At 67.8% G+C, this 19,506-nt stretch carries 20 protein-coding genes; 15 read left to right on the forward strand and 5 right to left on the reverse strand.

Translation table 11 applies throughout. The features are described 5' to 3' along the window. Nucleotides 1–233: 233 nt before the first annotated feature. Nucleotides 234–1,034 carry a nucleotidyltransferase domain-containing protein gene (locus KIK15_RS08115; protein ID WP_214243664.1) on the forward strand — a complete coding sequence of 267 codons (801 nt, stop codon included), beginning with the start codon at nt 234–236 and terminating at the stop codon, nt 1,032–1,034. Then, a complete protein-coding gene (locus tag KIK15_RS08120; RefSeq protein ID WP_214243665.1) occupies nt 935–1,660 on the forward strand; it encodes a metallophosphoesterase in 726 nt (241 codons plus the stop codon). Before KIK15_RS08115 ends, KIK15_RS08120 begins: the two co-directional genes overlap by 100 nt. 4 nt (nt 1,661–1,664) lie before the next feature. On the opposite strand, the gene KIK15_RS08125 is transcribed toward KIK15_RS08120, so the two are convergent. From KIK15_RS08125 to KIK15_RS08140, 4 genes are all read right to left on the reverse strand, one after another. Continuing rightward, on the reverse strand, nt 1,665–3,095 hold the full coding sequence (locus KIK15_RS08125; RefSeq protein ID WP_214243666.1) for a lipopolysaccharide assembly protein LapB: 1,431 nt from the start codon (nt 3,093–3,095) through the stop codon (nt 1,665–1,667). 119 nt (nt 3,096–3,214) lie between these two features. Then, nucleotides 3,215–3,463, reverse strand: a complete 249-nt coding sequence (locus KIK15_RS08130; RefSeq protein ID WP_214243667.1) for an exodeoxyribonuclease VII small subunit — start codon at nt 3,461–3,463, stop codon at nt 3,215–3,217. Then, nucleotides 3,460–4,719: an exodeoxyribonuclease VII large subunit gene (gene xseA, locus KIK15_RS08135; protein ID WP_214243668.1), complete on the reverse strand. Its 1,260-nt coding sequence runs from the start codon at nt 4,717–4,719 to the stop codon at nt 3,460–3,462. Before xseA ends, KIK15_RS08130 begins: the two co-directional genes overlap by 4 nt. Next, the gene (locus KIK15_RS08140) at nt 4,716–5,405 is read right to left on the reverse strand and encodes a lipid droplet-associated protein (protein ID WP_214243669.1); all 690 of its coding nucleotides are present in this window, start codon (nt 5,403–5,405) and stop codon (nt 4,716–4,718) included. Before KIK15_RS08140 ends, xseA begins: the two co-directional genes overlap by 4 nt. 69 nt (nt 5,406–5,474) lie before the next feature. Between KIK15_RS08140 and KIK15_RS08145 the strand changes: the two genes are divergently transcribed. From KIK15_RS08145 to KIK15_RS08180, 8 genes are all read left to right on the forward strand, one after another. Further along, nucleotides 5,475–6,425 (forward strand): 4-hydroxy-3-methylbut-2-enyl diphosphate reductase, encoded by a 951-nt coding sequence (locus KIK15_RS08145; RefSeq protein ID WP_214243670.1) that lies wholly within the window; start codon nt 5,475–5,477, stop codon nt 6,423–6,425. A gap of 24 nt (nt 6,426–6,449) precedes the next feature. Then, nucleotides 6,450–7,781 carry a type VII secretion-associated protein gene (locus tag KIK15_RS08150; protein ID WP_214243671.1) on the forward strand — a complete coding sequence of 444 codons (1,332 nt, stop codon included), beginning with the start codon at nt 6,450–6,452 and terminating at the stop codon, nt 7,779–7,781. 207 nt (nt 7,782–7,988) lie between these two features. Beyond that, nucleotides 7,989–8,432: a 50S ribosomal protein L13 gene (rplM, locus tag KIK15_RS08155; RefSeq protein WP_214243672.1), complete on the forward strand. Its 444-nt coding sequence runs from the start codon at nt 7,989–7,991 to the stop codon at nt 8,430–8,432. Continuing rightward, nucleotides 8,429–8,965 carry a 30S ribosomal protein S9 gene (gene rpsI, locus KIK15_RS18340; protein ID WP_214243673.1) on the forward strand — a complete coding sequence of 179 codons (537 nt, stop codon included), beginning with the start codon at nt 8,429–8,431 and terminating at the stop codon, nt 8,963–8,965. Before rplM ends, rpsI begins: the two co-directional genes overlap by 4 nt. Nucleotides 8,966–9,071: 106 nt before the next feature. Further along, nucleotides 9,072–10,409 carry a phosphoglucosamine mutase gene (glmM, locus tag KIK15_RS08165; protein WP_214243674.1) on the forward strand — a complete coding sequence of 446 codons (1,338 nt, stop codon included), beginning with the start codon at nt 9,072–9,074 and terminating at the stop codon, nt 10,407–10,409. 114 nt (nt 10,410–10,523) lie between these two features. Then, nucleotides 10,524–10,859 (forward strand): hypothetical protein, encoded by a 336-nt coding sequence (locus KIK15_RS08170; RefSeq protein ID WP_214243675.1) that lies wholly within the window; start codon nt 10,524–10,526, stop codon nt 10,857–10,859. Then, nucleotides 10,856–12,265, forward strand: coding sequence for a hypothetical protein (locus KIK15_RS08175; protein ID WP_214243676.1), 1,410 nt, complete (start codon nt 10,856–10,858; stop codon nt 12,263–12,265). The genes KIK15_RS08170 and KIK15_RS08175 overlap by 4 nt, the downstream gene beginning before the upstream one ends. 16 nt (nt 12,266–12,281) lie before the next feature. Next, nucleotides 12,282–12,464 carry a hypothetical protein gene (locus tag KIK15_RS08180; RefSeq protein WP_214243677.1) on the forward strand — a complete coding sequence of 61 codons (183 nt, stop codon included), beginning with the start codon at nt 12,282–12,284 and terminating at the stop codon, nt 12,462–12,464. A 7-nt stretch (nt 12,465–12,471) separates the two neighbouring features. Here KIK15_RS08180 and KIK15_RS08185 read toward each other — a convergent pair whose 3' ends face one another. Continuing rightward, entirely contained in the window at nt 12,472–13,317 is an 846-nt protein-coding gene (locus KIK15_RS08185) for a dienelactone hydrolase family protein (protein ID WP_214243678.1), read from the reverse strand. A gap of 75 nt (nt 13,318–13,392) precedes the next feature. On the opposite strand from KIK15_RS08185, the gene glmS reads away from it, so the two are divergent. From glmS to tsaE, 5 genes are read left to right on the forward strand one after another with little or no spacing between them, the layout of a single operon-like run. Further along, entirely contained in the window at nt 13,393–15,255 is a 1,863-nt protein-coding gene (glmS, locus tag KIK15_RS08190) for a glutamine--fructose-6-phosphate transaminase (isomerizing) (RefSeq protein ID WP_214243679.1), read from the forward strand. Between the two features lie 2 nt (nt 15,256–15,257). After that, nucleotides 15,258–16,718, forward strand: coding sequence for an NAD(P)H-hydrate dehydratase (locus KIK15_RS08195; RefSeq protein ID WP_307851792.1), 1,461 nt, complete (start codon nt 15,258–15,260; stop codon nt 16,716–16,718). Further along, a complete protein-coding gene (gene alr, locus KIK15_RS08200) occupies nt 16,715–17,878 on the forward strand; it encodes an alanine racemase (RefSeq protein WP_214243680.1) in 1,164 nt (387 codons plus the stop codon). Before KIK15_RS08195 ends, alr begins: the two co-directional genes overlap by 4 nt. Further along, nucleotides 17,875–18,948, forward strand: a complete 1,074-nt coding sequence (locus tag KIK15_RS08205; protein ID WP_214243681.1) for an alpha/beta fold hydrolase — start codon at nt 17,875–17,877, stop codon at nt 18,946–18,948. The genes alr and KIK15_RS08205 overlap by 4 nt, the downstream gene beginning before the upstream one ends. 14 nt (nt 18,949–18,962) lie before the next feature. Beyond that, entirely contained in the window at nt 18,963–19,502 is a 540-nt protein-coding gene (tsaE, locus tag KIK15_RS08210; protein WP_214243855.1) for a tRNA (adenosine(37)-N6)-threonylcarbamoyltransferase complex ATPase subunit type 1 TsaE, read from the forward strand. Nucleotides 19,503–19,506: the final 4 nt, after the last annotated feature.

The following is a 19,506-nucleotide window of genomic DNA, read 5'->3' on the forward strand; positions in this document are numbered from 1 at the left end:
ATGGCACCAGGCGGATGAGAAACGGGTAGCCAAAGTCCACATAAGCCACCGTCATAATGTGCTGATACCTTATTGTGGTAATTGTGATGGAAACGTAGAACAAGCCGTATCATACACTGTTGGCGACAGCTCGAAACGACCGCTGGACACTCAATCGGGTCTTTCGGAGTACGTCCCACGGCCCTAAGGGCCGACTAGAGATGTGATTGGGCCGGGAGGGGCGGCGGATCGAGATGCTGGGTGGACCTGTTGATCGAGCGGATGCAATCGAAGAACTCGTGAGTCTCGGTGTGCCCAGAACCATCGCTTCGGAATTGCCGCAACTCGGAAGGGATGTGGAGGGGCTCCTGGCGTATGGCAGTCGAGCGCGAGGCGATGCCGTACTCGATTCGGACCTCGACCTCCTCGCGTTGGTCGAAAAGCCGCGCCCATCCGTGTCAAGTGGCGCTGTCAGTCTCAGCTTCTACACGAGGGATCAGCTCGCGACGGGGATCGGCACTCTGTTCGGGGCGCATTTGAGGCGCGACGCCAAGATCCTCGTGGACCGATCGGGTGAACTTTCTGCGACCGTGGCGGCTATGGGAGAAGTTGATACTGCGCGGCTATTTGCGCGCGTGGAGGTGATGTCCGAGGTGTTCGGGTCGCCGCACCCGGATCTACCCAAATACCTCCCAGGACTCCTGCGAGAGGCGCGCTATTTGCTTCGGAGCACCTTGTACGCACAGGCGATCTCGGTGGACTCGCCGTGCTTCTCGGTGCGTGAACTTGCGCAGCGGCATCGGGATCCCGCACTCGTTGGCCTCCTGGCATCGCGCCACCACGAGCAGGCCTCAGTTCGGGACTACCATGCCTGTGTCGGGCGTCTCGAAACGTATTTCGGACATGCGGTCCCCTCGAATCGTCACGGATCTCTCGAGGCTTTGATCGTGAACGAATGGGAGAATCCAGGCGATCTGCTTTCGATTGCTTTCATGGCGCTGGGTGTTGTGGGGCGCGGAGACGACTACGCAGAGATTGGAAAGATTCTTCTGTGAGTTCTAGACAAACAGCATTCGTCGGCGATGTCCACGGAAATCTGGCTGCACTAGACGGTGCTATTCGAGCCATAGCGGACGACCCGATGATCGAACATATCGTCTTCCTGGGTGACTACCTTAATAAGGGATACGATTCCTGTGCTGTACTCGAACGGCTATTACATCTCGTGGGTTCTGGTCGCGCCACTGTTCTGCGTGGCAATCATGAAGCGGAGATGCTCACCGCCCTCGAAACAGGGGATCTCACCGCCTTTCTAAAGATGGGCGGCGCCAGAACGATCCGATCGTATGTCGGTGGGCGTGTCGGCGCTGACGTGCTCGCGGACCTCCGTGTTCATTTGCCTGCGACACACCTCCGCTTCCTCCGTAGCATGGAGGACACCTACGAAACATCGGGTGTCATTGCCTCACACAGCCCCGCAGGTGGCACCGACATGCGCTTTAGGATCGCTGCGCACGTTCCAGTCGGGCCACTGCCGTTAGTTACGAGCACCTTTGCACATCTAGACACAGACTGTGGCTCTCCGACTGGTCGCTTAACCATCTTCTGTTGGCCAGCGAAGACCTTTACTCAGGTAGACGCACATGGCCGCATAGTTTCGAACGACAAACAAGGGGCCTGACAGGCTATTGGTTTATGTTTTTAATTTGCCATTCGCATATCTTCATACCCTTTTCGTCCCCTATATCCTCGTTAATCCTTAACGCTTCCTTGAATTCCTCCATCGCATGATCTAATCCTCCGGCCGCTTTGTGGCACTGCCCAGATACCAGATGCGAGATAGCCTGGCCCCTGCGGTTTCCTATTTGTTGGTTGATGACGCACGCCCTCTCGGTGCCAATGAGCGCCTCGCTGGCGCGGCCGAGCCGCAGCAGGATCTGAGCGCGGAGTATTTCCGCGTTCGCATGAAGCGCGGTCGACGGGAAGCCATTGAGACCAAGCAGGGCGTCATCAGCGCATTTCTGAGCCGAATCGAGATCGCCGCGCGCGACGTGTACGCGGGCTAAGTTAACAAGCGATTGACATCTTCCTTGCTCGTCACCTAGTTGGTCGCGCTCAGCTCGCGACGCCTCGAATTGTTCGGCTGCGGCATCCAGTTCTTCAACCTTTTGATGCGCGAGCCCGAGTTCGTCGGAAATGCGGCATCGGACAGTAGACGAATACCGGTCGTCCCCGCTCACCAGAGTCAAGGCATGCTCAAGCTGACTTATTGCTTCGAATTTCGCTCCCCTCCGGCGCGAGATCCCAGCAAGCGCTGCGAACGCGTTGGCTGCTGCGGGCGTGTGTAGCGTGCCTGGATTGGCCGCAAAATAGTCGATAACCTTCTGGACTTCGCCTTGTGCGGCGTCCAATTCGCCCGCGTGCTCGAGGCACTTGGCGTACGCAAGTTGCTCAGGTGGCCCACCGTGCTCTGATGCCCTACGAAGTTGACCACGGCCAGCTTCGAGCTGCCCTAGCTCGATCAGCTTCTCACCGTCGCGAAGACACCTGGATGCTTGGAGCAAGTCCCGCCCGGAAGAAGGGATGAGATCGACATGTCGTGCCACCTTCGATCCGACGTGTGACACCCAGCCGCCAAGCCGGTCTGACAGTTTGCACTTGAGTGCTGCGGTGTCCTGGATGGTCTCGTACATTAACGAGTGCGTCTTTTTCATCTGATCTTGGAGCTGCGTGATCTTTGGGTCACGCTCCGGTTCGTCGATGAACGCGACCCAGATGTCACGCAACAACCTATGGTCCTGCCCCAACTGCAGGAGCCCTGTGAAGAGTTCTTCCTCGGTGCCGGAGGTATAGCCCCACGGGCTTCCCGGTTCGCTTCCCCAGGACTTCCTGAACAACACCAACATGAAGTGGCACTCGCCGATTAGTTCGTTTATCGCCTCCTGTGGGCGCTGTGCGGTTGCCCGAACGCTCTCCCAACCGACCAACTTGAAGCAACTGGCCTCTGTCGATTGCAACGCGTTGTGCTGGGATATGACACTCCGGACGACAGCGCGCTCGTTGCCCAAATCGCCCGGAGTTGCGATGAACACATGAAGGGGTAGAGCAGAGGTCATGGATGAACAATACTCAGAAACCGCTCCACGACACGCCGAAGAAAGCGCTTTTGCCAAAACGGTGAAGGGAGGGCGAGGGCACAGGGATAGAGCTGAGCCAGACACCCCGGGAGCGGTGATCAGTTCTCGTCGTCGCCGTCGGCGTCGCCAAGGGCGGTCTCGATGCGGGCGCGGGCGCCTTCGAGGTGCTCCTCGCACCGTCGCGCCAGTGCTTCTCCGCGTTCCCAGAGATTCAGTGACGCATCGAGATCCAGGCCGCCGTGCTCCAAAGTGCGCACCACGCCGATCAACTCGTCGCGGGCCTGCTCGTAGCCCAACTCGGCCACCGGCGTCTCCTGCTGATCGCTGCTGTCGCGGCCCGGCGTCATAACCCTGTCTCCCCTGCCTTCTTGTCGGTGCCCATCACAGCCGCGCGCATCGCGCCATCGGCCACCCGCACCCGCAGCTCCGACCCGATCGGCATCTCCTTGGTCGAGGTGACCACCACCGGGGGCTCGTCACCGTACACCCGCTGCACCACCGCATACCCGCGGGCCAGTGTCTGCGCCGGACCCAGGGTGGCCAACCGGCTGGCGAGGTTCTCCACCCGCTGTTCCTCATGGCCCACGTAACGCGCGATCTCCCGACGCAACTCGTGGCGGTCGCGCTGCACCGCTGCGGCGAATGCGTCGATCATCCTATGTGGATCGGCCAACACCGACCGCCCGCGCAACGCAGCCAGGCCGTGTCGCTCGCGACCCACCCAGTTGCGCAGGGCCCCAGCACTTCTCGAACGCAACTCGGCCAGCAGCGCCAGCTCGGCGGGCACGTCGGGCACCACCTTCTTCGCGGCGTCGGTGGGCGTGGCGGCACGCAGGTCGGCCACCAGGTCGAGGATCGGGTGATCGGGTTCATGACCGATCGCCGAGACCACCGGGGTGCTCATCCGCGACACCGCCCGACACAGCGTCTCGTCGGAGAAGGGCAGCAGATCCTCCACGCTGCCCCCACCCCGGGCGATGATGATCACCGACACCGCGGGGTCGGCGTCCAGCTCGGCAAGCGCCTCGAGAATCGCGGGCACCGCAGTCGGTCCCTGAACGGGGGTGTTGCGCACCACCATTCGTACCGCCGGCCAGCGCGCGGTGGCCACCGACACCACGTCGCGTTCGGCGGCACTCGCGCGTCCGGTGATCAGTCCGACACCACCGGGCAGAAACGGAAGTCGTCGTTTCAACGCTGCATCGAACATGCCTTCGGCCGCCAGTAGTCGCCGCAACCGCTCGAGCCGCGCCAACAGCTCGCCGATGCCGATCGGCCGGATCTCGGTGACCCGCAACGAAATGGTGGCGCGTCCCGTGTAGAAGCTGGGCCGCCCGGCCATCACCACTCGGATGCCCTCGGTGAGCGGCACCTCGCTGCGGTCGAGGACCTGCGGGCCGCAGGTGACGGTGATGGAGATGTCGGCCGCGGGATCACGCAACTGCAGGAAGGCGGTCTTGGTGCCGGGGCGCCGACTGATCTGGGTGATCTGGCCCTCCACCCACACCTCGCCCAACCGGTGCACCCAGTCGCCGATCTTGGTGTTGAGCGTGCGCACCGGCCACGGCGCCTCCGGTGAGGACTTCGCGATCGAACCGGTCACTTCGACGACGCGGCGGTGATCCGGTTCTCCAGCATGGTCTGGAACGGCGCGCGACCGCGGTGGGTTCGCTCGTACTCGGCCAGCGCCTCGAGGTCGGCCAGCTCGACGGTGCGGATCTTGGCCCGCAGCTGGGCCAGCGTCAACGCGTCGTAGTCGAGGTACTCGACGATCTCGGGGGCATCGGGTGCCGGTGCGCTGGGGGAGGCCTCCACCTCCGAGCGCAACACCGTCTCGGGGGCCGAGCTGTACAGCGCGAAGCGCCCTTTCGCGGCGGCGGTTGCCGCCTCGCTCAGCGGTCTCGCCTCTGGGTCGTCGTCGTCCAGATCGGGTGTCGGTGCGGCCGCAGCGACGGCCGTGGTCGTCGCGGGAGCCGCCGCTGCAGCCGGTGGGCTGGCCACCTTGGGGGCGGCCGGAACGTCGTCGTCCTCCTCGTAGAGATCGTCGTCCTCGTCGAACACCGCCCACTCGGGCTGCTCCTCGGGGCGATGAAAGATCAGCTCCAGGGTCTGGTCGCCCTTGATCGCCAGTTCGGCGATGCCCTGCTGCAGGCGCATGGCCACCTGCAGGGCCTCGCTGACGGCGGTCATCGGCAGCGTGACCGCGGTGTGCGGCAGCTTGCGGGTCTCCTCGATGGCCGTGACGATGAGGCCGGTCACGACGCGCGCGGCAAACGGTGGGCGGATCATGTGACAACTGTGCCTCATCGCGCATGCGCTGACCACAAATGGGCCTGCACACGCCGTAGTCTGTGAGGTATGACTGCCAAGAGAGTGCTGCTGGCCGAACCGCGAGGCTACTGCGCGGGCGTCGACCGCGCCATCGAGACCGTCGAGGCCGCCCTGGCGAAACACGGTGCACCGGTGTACGTCCGCAAGGAGATCGTGCACAACCGTCACGTGGTGGAAACCCTCACCGAGCAGGGTGTGGTGTTCGTCGACGAGACCGACGAGGTGCCTGAGGGTGCGCTGGTGGTGTTCTCCGCGCACGGCGTGTCACCGGCGGTGCATGAGGGTGCGGCGCAACGCAACCTGCGGACCATCGACGCCACCTGCCCGCTGGTCACCAAGGTGCATCAGGAGGCCAAGCGTTTTGCGCGCGACGACTACGACATCCTGCTGATCGGTCACGAGGGCCACGAGGAGGTGGAGGGGACCGCCGGCGAGGCACCCGAGCACATCCAGCTCGTCGACGGCCCCGAGTCGGTGGACAGCGTCAGCGTGCGCGACGAGTCGAAGGTGATCTGGCTGTCGCAGACCACCCTCTCGGTCGACGAGACGATGGAGACGGTCACCAAGCTGCGGGAACGGTTCCCGCTGCTGCAAGATCCACCCAGCGACGACATCTGCTACGCGACCCAGAACCGTCAGGTCGCGGTCAAGGCGATGGCGCCCGAATGCGACCTGGTGATCGTGGTCGGTTCCCGCAACTCGTCGAACTCGGTGCGGCTGGTGGAGGTGGCGCTGCAGGCTGGGGCGTCGGCGTCGCACTTGGTCGACTACGCGCGCGAGGTCGACCTGGCCTGGCTCGACGGGGTGAGCACCGTCGGCGTCACCTCGGGCGCATCTGTGCCCGAGGTCCTGGTGCGTGGAGTGTTGGACCTGTTGGCCGAGAACGGATTCGACACCGTGGAGACCGTGACCACCGCCAACGAGACGCTCACCTTCGCGCTGCCCCGTGAGTTGCGGCCCGCCCGCGTCACCGGCTGACGCCTCGACGCCGCGTACTCCACGGTGACCGCACCCACGTTCAGTCCTGCGGCGCGCGGGGCGCCGTTGTTCCGACGTCGCGCCGCCGTCATCGACATCGCGTTCTCCCGCCTGGAGATGGCAGGCAAGCCGGGCCTGCGGGTCAGTGGGCTCGTCGACGCCATCGCCGACGGTTCGGTGTTGGTCTCGGGCGTGCGCCGACCCAACCGCGAAGCCTGGGCCATGGCGCTGGGCGAGATCCTGGCCACCGGGCGGCCGCCGATGCCCGATGCGGCCGGTCGCGCACCGGCGCTGGTGTTGGCCCACCCCGCATCCTGGGAGGCCCACGTCCCGATGCTCACCGAGGCGTTGGCCGACGCGGCCGCACGATTCGGGGTCCACGACATCTCGCTGGCGCCCCGGGCGGCGCTGTTGGCCGAATCGCACATGGAGTCCTCGGCCCAGATCTGCGCGATCGTCGAGTGCCATCCCACCCAGTTCGAGTGCCATCGCGTGACGCGCGGCGCCCAGGGCTGGCAGATCGAGAGCTCGCAGTACCTTGCCTACACCGACGGTGCCGCGGTCGAGCGGTTCATCTCCGACGACATCGAGGCGGTCATCGTCGACGCCGAGGAGCGGGACCGCGCATCCGCGGCGATCCACCTGTTCGAGGACCACACACCCACCGGGCGAGTGCTGGCCGCCGAGCGAGTTCTGTTGCACCGCTTCGGTGGTCGAGTGTTGGAGCCCCCGGTCACCGAGGTGGCGCCGTATCCGGGCCGACGAGCCCCCGAGGCCTCCCGCCGCACCGCCGTGGTCGGCGGGGTGGTGGCAGCGGCCTTGGTGGTGGCGCTGGTGATCGCGGTGGTGGTGGCCGCGCCGTGGCGTGGTGAGCAGACACCGAGCCGGGCCGGCGGACCCACCTCGGCGCCGGCCGCCTACACCAGCGTCGCGCTGGGCCGCGCCACGCTGGAGGTGCCCGCGACGTGGACGGTGACCAAGGACGCCGCCGACGCCAAGGGCGCCATCCCGTTCGCCACGGTGGCCGCCCGTGGAGACGACCGGCGCCTGATCGTGCGGCAGTTCGCGGTGCGCCTCGACTCGACGTTGGCCTCGGTGGCCACCAGCATCAGCAACCGCATCGCGCAAAGCGCCTCCACCGCGGCCACCGAGTTCTCCCCGAGCACCACCTTCGCCGGGCGGACGGTGATCAGCTACCGCGAGACACCTGGGTCCGGCGCCCCCATCCGCTGGTACGTGGTGGTCGGCGCCGCGCTGCAGGTGTCTGTGGGCTGCCAGCCGGGCAGCGGGGGACAGCAGATCGACGCCGAGTGCGAAAAGGCCGTCGCAACGGTGCAGATCGCCCCGTTGAACTGACGCCTAGCGCCCCAACGGTGCTGGTAGCTGCGTTTTGACTCCCCATTTGGTGCCACGTACTCTGGACCGCTGGTGCACGGCACCCGCTGGTGCGGTCGCGTTCGCGATCGTCCGGCCGGGTAATCCGGGTCCCGGGTCCCCACTGGTCGCCGGGAAGGTCCCCGCCGCCGCATCCGACCAGCTCCACATCGACGGAACGGAACACCTGTGTCCACCTACACCCCGAAGGCCGGTGACATCACGCATGCGTGGCACGTCATCGACGCCACCGACGTGGTGCTCGGCCGGCTCGCCGTGCAGACCGCGAATCTGCTGCGCGGCAAGCACAAGCCGACCTACGCCCCCCACATGGATGGTGGCGACTTCGTCGTCATCATCAACGCCGAGAAGGTCGCACTGGCCGGCAACAAGGCCCAGACCAAGCTCAACTACCGGCACTCGGGTCACCCGGGTGGTCTGTCCTCGCGCACCACTGCGCAGCTGCTCGAGACCCACCCCGAGCGGGTCATCGAGAAGGCCGTCAACGGCATGCTCCCCAAGACCAAGTTGGGTCGGGCGATGTTCGGCAAGCTGAAGGTCTACGCAGGCCCCGAGCACCCGCACGCCGCCCAGCGTCCCACCCCCTACGAGATCAAGCAGGTGTCCCAGTGACCGAATCCGTCGACAACACCGCCGCCGAGGCCCCTGAGGTCGAGGCCCCCGAGGTCGAGGTCGCCAGCGACGACTACGTCGTGGACGAGGCCACCGGCACCGAGGTCAGCGAGGCCCCGGCCGCGGCTGCCGCCCCCATCGTCCTCGACCGCCCGGTGCAGACCGTCGGCCGTCGGAAAGAGGCGGTCGTGCGGGTGCGGCTGGCGCCGGGTAGCGGCCAGTTCACCCTCAACGGTCGCACCCTGGAGGCGTACTTCCCGAACAAGGTGCACCAGCAGCTGATCAAGGCTCCGCTGGTGACCGTCGAGCGCGTCGAGTCCTTCGACATCCACGCCAAACTGGTCGGTGGTGGACCGTCGGGTCAGGCCGGTGCGCTGCGCCTGGCCATCGCCCGCGCCCTCATCGAGGTGGCCCCGGATGATCGTCCGGCCCTGAAGAAGGCCGGCTTCCTCACCCGCGACCCGCGTGCGGTGGAGCGTAAGAAGTACGGACTCAAGAAGGCCCGCAAGGCCTCGCAGTACTCCAAGCGCTGACGCTGCGTCCCACGCAGACATCTCGTTTGTGAACCACGCGACGAGCAGGTGCTCTGGCGAGAACAACGCCGTGAGCACCTGCTCGTTTGTTTTCTGAGGGGACCTCATGACACGACTGTTCGGTACCGATGGTGTTCGGGGACTGGCGAATTCGGACCTGACGCCGGAGGTGGCGGTGTCGCTGGCGGCCGCGGCGGCACGTGTGTTGGCCGTCGGCTCTCCCGGACGCCGACCCCGCTCGGTGATCGGACGCGACCCACGCGCTTCGGGGGAGATGCTCGAGGCGGCGGTGTGTGCGGGCCTCGCCGCCGCCGGTGTCGACGCGATCCGAGTAGGTGTGTTGCCCACGCCCGCAGTGGCTTTCCTGACCGGGGTCCATGACGCCGACTTCGGTGTGATGATCTCCGCCTCCCACAATCCGATGCCCGACAACGGGATCAAGCTGTTCGCCGCAGGTGGGCACAAGCTGCCCGACGACGTCGAAGAACGCATCGAAGCAGCGATGGCCGCGCCTCAGGCGGGGCCGACCGGCGCGGGCATCGGCCGGATCACCGACGTCCCGAACGCCGCCGATCCCTACCTTGCGCACCTTGCCTCTGCCGTACCCACCTCGCTGGCCGGGTTGACCGTGGTGGTCGACTGCGCGCACGGCGCCGCCAGTGTCGTCGGGCCGCACGCCTACCGGGAGGCCGGGGCCACCGTGATCGCCATCAACGCCGAACCCGACGGGGTGAACATCAACGATGGTTGCGGGTCGACTCACATCGACGTGGTGGCCAAGGCGGTCGTCGAACACGGAGCGGATCTGGGTTTGGCCCATGACGGTGACGCTGATCGCTGCCTGGCCGTCGATCACACCGGCACCCTGGTCGACGGTGACGCCATCCTGGCGGTGTTGGCGCTGGCCATGAGGGATGCGGGCACCCTACGCGAGGACACCCTGGTGGCCACGGTGATGAGCAACCTGGGTCTGCACCTGGCCATGCGTGCTGCCGGTGTGCAGGTGCGCACCACCGCCGTGGGGGATCGGTATGTGTTGGAGGAGTTGCGATCCGGCGGATTCTCGATCGGTGGCGAACAGTCGGGGCATGTGGTGTTGCCCGACTTCGCCACCACCGGCGACGGAGTCTTGACCGGGCTGGCGCTGATGGCGCGGATGGCCGCCACCGGGCAGTCGTTGGCCCAGTTGGCCTCGGTGCTGACCGTGCTGCCGCAGGTGCTGATCAACGTTGCCGTCGCCGACAAACACTCGGTGGCCACCGCGCCGTCGGTCCGCGACGCCGTGGTGGCGGCCGAGTCCGAGCTCGGCGATGCTGGTCGAGTCCTGCTGCGGCCCTCGGGAACCGAACAGTTGGTGCGGGTCATGGTCGAGGCGGGCACCGCCGATCACGCCCAGGAGATCGCCGGACGGATCGCCGAGGTCGTCGGAGCCGTCGGGCGGTGACACCCGCCTGCGCCGGACTAGTCTGACAGATGTCAGGTGGAACCAGATCGGCCGGATCGACGTCCTAACATCGCCACGCCCGACATCGCAGGCGCGGCGGTGAGAGGAGACGGCGTGGCGGTCAGAGGAGGCCGGATGGGCGAGCAGATGCGGATCGACCGTGGCGCGGTCGCCGCGGTCGCCGACGCTGTCGATGCCTCCGCCACCCGGCTCGACGCCGCTCGCGCCGCGCTCCGGTCACCCCGCTTCGGCCCGGATGCGGTGCCCGCCGACCTGAATGACCAGGGCCGTAGGTATCTGGCCGAGATGGCGGAGGTGGTCGCTGCGCTCGACGCCATGATCAGCTCGATGCGCGGTGTCGCCGCGGGTGTCCGCGCGGCGGCGGCTGAGATCGAGCACACCGACGACGCCGTCGGCGGCGAGATCCGGGTGGCGGGAACCCAGCGGTGATCACCGACCCCACCACCGACCCCCGATTCGCCGCGCTACGCACCCAGGCGCGGGCGGTCATCGGCTACTTCGACCAGTTGCGGCCCATCGCGTTGCTGGTCGGGGTCGACATTCCCACGGCAACCGAGTTGACCACCGACTTCGACCGATCCGAAGGGGTAGACCTAGCCGCGTTGGCCGCTGACGCTCACGAGTTGGCGCGCGCCGGCGACGCTGCAGATCAGGCGATTGCCGACCTGCGTTCGCGGGGCGTCGCGATGACCACGGCCTGGACCGGACGGTCGGCCACCGCCGCGAGCGCTGCCATCGACACCCACATCGGTGCCGCCACCGTCTCCGTCGAGCAGATCCGGACCGCCCAACGTGCGGCCGAGTCGATGCTGCACGCGATGGTCGGCATTTTGCAGACCAAGTACCAGAACCTGGTGGCGATACCCTCGACGACTCTGCTGGGCCAGTCCCTGGCGACGCTGAGCGCCGCTGATGCGCAACGCAATTCGGTCGCGACGGCCCGTGAGATCGCCGCCAAGCTCGCCCTGTTCCGTGGGGCCACCACCCGGTCTCATGACGCCATCCGCCCGATGTTGACCACCCTGAACGACACTCTGGCCCAGGTGACGATCCCCCGCTATCCGCAGGTCAGATGGCATCGACCGGCGCCGATGGCTGCGGTCACGCCACCGCGACCCCGGCCGGTCGCCCAAGCCGGTGCCGGATCGACGCCGGCGACACCCCGCGGCCCGCAGCGACGCGCGGAGGAACAAGCGACATCCGCGAGTTCGCCCGGCGTCACGCGCGCGGCCGCCGATCCGCTGGCTGCGATCGGACAGGTGCTGAGCACCGCGAGCGCTGCCATCCCGGCCGCGGTGGGGTCGGTGACCGACGCGGTGGGATCGATGCTGAACATGGTGTTGCACCCCGACTCGACCGGGGACCACACGGGGCCGCTCGGTGTACTCGGACACCCCGTGGCCCACGACGGCGGCCCCGCCGACACCGCAGCCCCGCACGACTCGACTATCAAGCATGACCCGCGAGCCCAGCACGACCCGCACACCCCGCACGACCCGCGAGCCCAGCATGACCCGCCGGCCAGCCCCACTGAGCCTGCTGCTTCGTCTGGGGCGCAGCCACATTCGCCGAAGCTGAACCTCGCCACCGATCCGGTGTCGGGGGCCCCGCCGGCGCAATCCCCGCCACCGCCGCAGAACTCATCGGGGCAGAACACCCCTGCGGAGGACTCGTCGGGGCCGAATTCAGAGGGTCAGGAGTCGTCGGGGCAGGATTCGGTCGAGCCCGATTCTCGTGAGTTCATCGGCGAGCGGGCCGACGTCCACACCCCCACTCCGCGTGGGTATCCCGACGCGGGCGAACCCGGTGGGTTGGCCCTTGCGGGTGACCGTTGAACCGGGCTGGTGATTGATGAACGGGGCTGATCAGATCGAACTGCTCGCCGAGCGGGTGACTCGGGCGATGACAGCTGATCTGGAGTCCTACCGCACCGCGCTGACCGCCGCCGCCGACGCCTGGGTGCCCGCGCCACCGGCCGATCCCGACGATCTCGACCCCGACGAAGACGACGAGACCGACGACGACCGGCGGTGAGCCGAGCCTACTTGCGGAGCAGCTTGGTGATCTGGTCGCGGTCGTCGGCCTCGAGGCTGTCGGGGTCGATGACGGTCGCCGAACCGATCTGTTCGTCGGGATCGGCGAAGCCGCGGTAGGTCTTGTCGTCGGTGAGGTGGGCGAGCAGGAACCCGGTCAGGATGGCGCGGGTGTCGCGCTGAGTGCGCTTGTCAGCCGATCCGTCGCCGAGATACTTCCGCACCGAGAAGCCCTCCACCAGCCCGCGTCGACCGGCCTTGGGCACGCTGCGTAGCGTCACCGCATCGCCGCCGAGGGTGGTGCGCACGGTCAGGGCGTTGGAGGTGAACCCGTCCAGATCGTCACCGGCCGCCAGCACCAGCGCGGGCAGCCGGCTGCGGCGGGCTGCGGGTTCGACGGCCTTGCTGGTGGGCGAGGGATACAGCGCGGCCAGGACCTTGGCGCGGGGGGAGTCGCCGGCGGCGAGCACCGCGGCCGAGGCGCCCAGACCGTGGCCGACCAGTCCGAGCCGCTCGGTGTGCACGGTGATGGCACCGGAACCCAGGCGCACCGACGACAGGATCTGCAGCGTGGTCTCGAGATCGGCGGCCAGCGAGCGGTCCGAACCCAATGGTCCGCGCTCGGTGTCGGGGACACCCACCACGATGCCCCACGACGCCAGGTGCTCGAGGGTGTCGGTGTACTGCTTGGACGTGGTCAGCCAGCCGTGTCCGAAGGCCACCGCGGGCAGGTTCGTGCCTGACTCGGGGGTGTACACCACGCCGGGCAGGCCCACTATCGCCATGTCGCCGCGCAACACACGATGCGGTCCACGCCGCGACAGCCGCTTGTAGAGCTTCTTCACCGAGGTCACGCCCACGAGCCTATGACACCGGCAGGGATCTGCACCGAGGGCGGCAGGGTGGGCGCGCACAGTACCCTGATCCGAATGTGCGGAATCGTCGGATACGTGGGGGGCCGCGACGCCCTGGAGATCGTCGTCGAGGCGCTGCGGCGGATGGAGTACCGGGGTTACGACTCGGCCGGGGTGGCCATTCTCGATGGTCACGGCGGCACCGCGGTGGAGAAGAAGGCCGGTCGGCTGGAGAACCTGGACAAGCAGCTCGCGGCGCTGGGGCGCTCGGGATTCGTCGGTACCACCGGTATCGGGCACACGCGGTGGGCCACCCACGGTCGTCCCACCGATCGCAACGCCCACCCGCACGTCAGCCGTGACGGCAAGTTCGCGGTGGTGCACAACGGCATCATCGAGAACTATGCGGCGTTGCGCGCCGAGGTGGAGGCCGCCGGGGTGGAGTTCGGGTCGGACACCGACACCGAGACCGCTGTTCATCTGCTCGACCTGGAATACACCGCCGGGGCGCACGCTGGTGACTTCGTGGCCAGCGCCTACGCCGTCCTCGCCCGACTCGAGGGGGCGTTCACGCTGGTGTTCACCCACTCCGATCACCCGGGGACCATCGTTGCCGCCCGCCGGTCCACACCGTTGGTGGTAGGGGTGGGCCAGGGTGAGATGTTCGTCGGTTCCGATGTGGCCGCGTTCATCGAACACACCAGGGAGGCAGTGGAACTCGGACACGACCAGGTGGTGGTGATCACCGCCGATTCGTACACGATCACCGACTTCGACGGCACCCCACGCACCGGCACCCCCTTTCACATCGACTGGGACCTCGCGGCGGCCGAGAAGGGCGGCCACGACTACTTCATGCTCAAGGAGATCGCCGAGCAGCCGCAGGCGCTGGCCGCCACCCTGGCCGGTCACCTGCAGGACGGCCGGATCGTGCTCGACGAGCAGCGCATCACCGATCAGGATCTGCGCGACGTGGACAAGGTGTTCGTGATCGCCTGTGGCACTGCGTATCACGCTGGGATGCTGGCCAAGTACGCCATCGAGCACTGGACGCGACTGCCCGTCGAGGTGGAGTTGGCCAGTGAGTTCCGCTACCGCGACCCGGTGCTCGACCGGTCCACCCTCGTGGTGGCCATCTCGCAGTCCGGGGAGACCGCCGACACCCTCGAGGCGGTGCGCCACGCCAAGGAACAGAAGGCGCGCGTGTTGGCCATCTGCAACACCAACGGCGCCCAGATCCCCCGCGAGTCCGATGCGGTGCTCTACACCCACGCCGGTCCCGAGATCGGTGTGGCTTCCACCAAGTGCTTCCTGGCGCAGATCGCGGCGGCCTACCTGGTCGGTCTGGCGTTGGCGCAGGCCCGTGGCACCAAGTACCCCGACGAGGTGGCGCGTGAGTTTGCCGAGCTCGAACGCATGCCAGCCGCTGTGGAGGAGGTGCTGAGAACCGTGGAACCCGTTCGCGCGCTTGCCCGTTCGCTGGCCGACAAGCCGACGGTGCTGTTCATCGGACGCCACGTGGGTTACCCGGTGGCGCTGGAGGGTGCACTCAAGCTCAAAGAGCTGGCCTACATGCACGCCGAAGGGTTTGCCGCTGGCGAGCTCAAGCACGGGCCCATCGCGCTCATCGAGGACGATCTGCCGGTCATCATCGTGATGCCTTCGGCGACCGGACGTCCCCTGCTGCATTCGAAGATGGTCAGCAACATCCGCGAGATCCAAGCGCGGGGCGCGCGCACCATCGTCATCGCCGAGAAGGGTGATCTGGCGGTGCGCGACTTTGCCGACCACCTGATCGAGATCCCGCAGACCACGACCCTGCTGCAGCCGTTGGTCTCCACGGTGCCGCTGCAGGTGTTCGCCGCCGAGGTGGCGCAGGCGCGCGGCTACGACGTGGACAAGCCGCGAAACCTGGCCAAGTCGGTGACGGTCGAGTAGCCGTGATCGGCCATCACCGAGCCGACGACATCCGGGCGGCCGAGGCCGCGACCGGACGTCTGTTGACCGACGGCGTGCTGATGCGGCGGGCCAGTACCGGGTTGGCGACGGTGGTGCTCGCCGAGCTGCGCCGACGGTGCGGCCGCGTCTACGGCTCGCAGGTGGGGCTGGTCGTGGGCACCGGCGACAACGGCGCCGACGCGCTCTACGCCGGAGCCCGACTGGCCCGACGCGGCGTGCAGGTGCATGCGCTGCTCATCGATCCAGAACGGGTACACCGCGGCGCTGCAACCGCTTTCACCCGCTGCGGGGGTCGGCTGTGTACGCGGCTACCGGATGGATGCGACCTGGTGATCGACGCGGTGGTCGGTCTGGGCGGTCGCGGGCCACTCCGGCCCCGGGTGGCTGCGGTGTTCGCCGAGGTGAGCGCCCCGATCGTCGCCGTCGACCTGCCCTCGGGGGTGGACGCCGACACCGGGGTGGTGCACGACCCGTCGGTACGTGCGGCGGTCACGGTCACCTTCGGGGTGCGCCGCCGCGCGCATGTGCTGGCCGCACCGGTCTGCGGTCGGGTAGAGGTGGTCGACATCGGGATCACCTGTCCGACAGCGGATCTGGTCACATTCAGCGATCCAGAGGTGGGGGTGTTGTGGCCGGTGCCGGGCCCTGGCGACGACAAGTACACCCAGGGTGTCCTCGGGGTGATCGCCGGATCGGATCGCTATCCCGGCGCTGCGATTCTGTGCGTCGGGGCCGCGGTCGCAGCCACCTCGGGGATGGTGCGATACGTGGGTTCGGCAGCTGCACAGGTCGTCTCGGCGCACCCGGAGGTGGTGGTGGCCCCGGATCTGGAGTCGGTGGGTCGGGTACAGGCCTGGGTGATCGGTCCGGGAGCGGGTACCGATGCCACCGCCGCCGCCACCCTGGCGCGGGTGTTGGCCGACGACGTACCGGTCCTCGTCGATGCCGACGCCATCACCGTGCTGGCTGCACACCTGGACTGGGTGCGTGAGCGCACCGCACCCACCCTGCTCACCCCGCATGCCGGGGAGTTCGCTCGGTTGACCGGCGCCCCGGTACCCGCCGACCGAGTGACCGCCGTCGAAGAACTCGCCGCCGACCTCGGCGCCACCGTGCTGCTCAAGGGCCGCATCACCGTGATCGCCCATCCGCGCGGCCCCACCGTGGTCAACGACGCCGAATCGTCCTGGGCCGCCACGGCCGGCGCCGGTGATGTGCTCTCCGGGCTCGCCGGGGCCCTGCTCGCGGCCGGGATCGACGCGCCGTCGGCCGGGGCAGCCGCCGCCCGCGTGCACGCCCGGGCGGCGGCGCTGGCGGCGGCGGGCGCTCCGATCGGTGCATCGGATCTGCTGGCTGCGGTGCGTGGGGCCATCGGCGCCATCCGAATCGGGGTCGCCCCCGAGGCCATCGGCCCCGCGGTGGGACAATCTCGATTGCCATGACCCCAGCCCCGCTCGAGGCGACCATCGACCTCTCCGCCATCGCCCATAACGTCGGCGTCGTCGCCGACCGCGCCGGGTCGGCGGTGATGGCGGTGGTCAAGGCCGACGGCTACGGGCACGGTGCGGTGCCGGTCGCGCAGGCGGCGATCGCCGCGGGCGCAACCGATCTCGGTGTCGCCACCGTCGCCGAGGCGTTGTCGCTGCGGGCGGCGGGAATCGACACCCCGGTCACCGCGTGGTTGCACACGCCGAGCACCGATTTCGTCCCGGCGGTGGCCGCCGGCGTCGACATCGCCGTGTCATCGGTCCGACAATTGCAGCAGGTGCTGGCCGCGGCCTGCGCGCTGTCGGTGCCGGCCGTGGTGAGCGTCAAGGTCGACACCGGGCTGTCCCGCAACGGCGTTGCCCCGGCCGAGTGGGACGCCCTGCGCGGCGAGCTGGTCACCGCAGTGGCGCACGGCTCGATCCGGTTGCGCGCCATGATGTGTCACCTCGCGCGGGGCGACGAGCCCGACCATCCGCTCAACGATCTGCAGGCCGCTCGGCTCGACGCGTGCGTGGCCGACCTGGCGCGCGCCGGGGTGACCCCAGAGCTGGTGCACATCGCCAATTCAGCTGCTGCACTTGCGCGTCCGGACCTGGCCCGCGACCTGGTGCGCGCCGGCATCGCCCTCTACGGGTTCTCACCGCTGCCGCATGACCACGGTCTGATCCCGGCCATGACCCTGAGCGCCGAGGTCTCTTCGGTCAAACGGGTCTGCGCTGGGCAGGGCGTGTCCTATGGGCACACCTGGACCGCCGATCGCGACACCCGACTGGCGTTGCTGCCCGCCGGGTACGCCGACGGGGTACCCCGGCTGTTGTCCAATCGGATCGAGGTGAGCATCGGGGGTCGTCGCTACCCTGGCGTGGGCCGGATATGTATGGACCAGATGGTCGTCGACGTAGGTCTCGACTCCGACGTGCATGAGGGTGATCGCGCCGAGTTGTTCGGGGTGGGACACGATTCCGCACCGACCGCCCGCACCTGGGCCGATCTGATCGGCACCATCGACTACGAGATCATCACCGGGATACGGGGCCGCACCGTTCGCCGCTACGTGGGTGAGGTGCCGGGTCGCGCAACGGAGACCGTCAGTGAAGGGGAACAGACGCGATGAGCCCATCGGCACGCCGCCCACATCTGGGGATCCTGGCCGGGGTGGCCGGGTTCGCCGCGCTCGGGGCGGTGGCCGCCGGCGGAGTGGCTCGTAACCTCGCCCGGCGCACACCGAAGACCGGAGATCGGTTCGGCACCGAAGACTTCGAGGCGGTGTACCACGACCGGGCCAGCATCGTCACCGCCGATGATGGTGTGCCCCTGGCGATCCGAGAGATCGGACCGGCCGACGCCCCGGTGACGCTGCTGTTCTCGCATGGCTTCAGCCTCAGCATGGCCAGCTGGCACTTCCAACGCATCGACCTGGTCGAGGCGCTCGGTGATCGGGTGCGCCTGGTGTTCCTGGATCACCGCGGTCACGGCCGGTCGGGTCCGGCGCCGGCGCACACCGCCACCATCGCCCAACTAGGCGCCGACATCGCCACTGTGCTGCGGGTGGTCGCCCCCGAGGCCCCGGTGGTGCTGGTGGGTCATTCGATGGGGGCGATGGCGATCATGAGCCTGGCCACTCGGGAGCCGATGCTGTTCGGAGACAAGGTGATCGGGGTTGGGCTCATTGCCACCGCAGCCCGCGGCATCACCGAGGCCGGCCTGGGCAAGGGGCTGCAGAACCCGCTGATCGACGCGTTCCGCCTGGCGGTTCGCCAAGCCCCCAGGACGGTGCAGGCCGGGCGTGGGGTGACCCGCTCGGTGCTCTCACCGGTGCTGACCGCGGCCAGTTTCGGGTCGAAGTTCCACTCTCCGGCGATGAGCGCGTTCGTGACCGCGATGATCCAACACACCCCGATCGACACCATCGTCAACTTCCTGCGGTCGTTGGAGAGCCACGACGAGACCGCGGCGCTGCCGGTGCTCTCGGGTATCCCCACGGTGGTGGCCTGCGGATACGAGGACATGGTGACGCCGCTGCAGAACTCGGTGGACCTCAACGCCGGACTTGCTGACAGTGAGCTGGTGGGCGTACCCGACTGCGGGCACCTGGTCCTGCTGGAGCAACCCGAGGTCATCTCTACCGCCGTCGAACAGCTGGTGGTGCGCAGCGTGGACGCCTACTCGGCGGGCACCCGGTGACCGCCACCGGGCCGCTGCCACAGCGCCGGGACCTGCCGACGGTCGCCGACACCGAGGCCTTCGGTCGGGAACTGGCCGCCGATCTGCGCGCCGGTGACCTGGTGATCCTCGACGGGCCGCTGGGCGCAGGCAAGACCGCACTCACCCGGGGGATCGGCGCCGGACTCGGGGTGCGCGGACGCATCTGTTCGCCCACCTTCGTCATCGCTCGCACACATCGGCCGGGCCGGGCCGGTGGGGTGGGTCTGGTGCACGTCGACGCCTATCGGTTGGGGTCGACAGATGCCGACGTGCTCGCCGATCTCGACGGCCTCGACCTCGACACCGAACTCTGCGACAACGTGGTGGTGGTCGAATGGGGTGCGGGAGTGGCCGAACGGCTCACCGATCGCCACCTGCTGATCCGGTTGCGCCGGGCCGAAGGCACACCCCACCCAGATCCCGATCACCTCGATGCCGGCGCCCCCGATGTCGGCGATCTGCACGAGGCGCGCACCGTCAGCTACGGGTGGGTGGCACTCGACGGATCGGTGTGCGCCGATCGCCTAGGCTGAGCAA

Source organism: Williamsia sp. CHRR-6 (assembly GCF_018474015.1).
Classification (GTDB): Bacteria; Actinomycetota; Actinomycetes; order Mycobacteriales; family Mycobacteriaceae; genus Williamsia_A.

What these genes read in the sequence shown, in the direction of transcription:
- KIK15_RS08115 (WP_214243664.1), top strand. Translation starts at nt 234, where the DNA reads ATGCTGGGTGGACCTGTTGATCGAGCGGATGCAATCGAAGAACTCGTG.
- KIK15_RS08120 (WP_214243665.1), top strand. Translation starts at nt 935, where the DNA reads ATGGGAGAATCCAGGCGATCTGCTTTCGATTGCTTTCATGGCGCTGGG.
- KIK15_RS08125 (WP_214243666.1), bottom strand. Translation starts at nt 3,095, where the DNA reads ATGACCTCTGCTCTACCCCTTCATGTGTTCATCGCAACTCCGGGCGAT.
- KIK15_RS08130 (WP_214243667.1), bottom strand. Translation starts at nt 3,463, where the DNA reads ATGACGCCGGGCCGCGACAGCAGCGATCAGCAGGAGACGCCGGTGGCC.
- KIK15_RS08140 (WP_214243669.1), bottom strand. Translation starts at nt 5,405, where the DNA reads ATGATCCGCCCACCGTTTGCCGCGCGCGTCGTGACCGGCCTCATCGTC.
- KIK15_RS08145 (WP_214243670.1), top strand. Translation starts at nt 5,475, where the DNA reads ATGACTGCCAAGAGAGTGCTGCTGGCCGAACCGCGAGGCTACTGCGCG.
- glmM (WP_214243674.1), top strand. Translation starts at nt 9,072, where the DNA reads ATGACACGACTGTTCGGTACCGATGGTGTTCGGGGACTGGCGAATTCG.
- KIK15_RS08180 (WP_214243677.1), top strand. Translation starts at nt 12,282, where the DNA reads ATGAACGGGGCTGATCAGATCGAACTGCTCGCCGAGCGGGTGACTCGG.
- glmS (WP_214243679.1), top strand. Translation starts at nt 13,393, where the DNA reads ATGTGCGGAATCGTCGGATACGTGGGGGGCCGCGACGCCCTGGAGATC.
- alr (WP_214243680.1), top strand. Translation starts at nt 16,715, where the DNA reads ATGACCCCAGCCCCGCTCGAGGCGACCATCGACCTCTCCGCCATCGCC.
- KIK15_RS08205 (WP_214243681.1), top strand. Translation starts at nt 17,875, where the DNA reads ATGAGCCCATCGGCACGCCGCCCACATCTGGGGATCCTGGCCGGGGTG.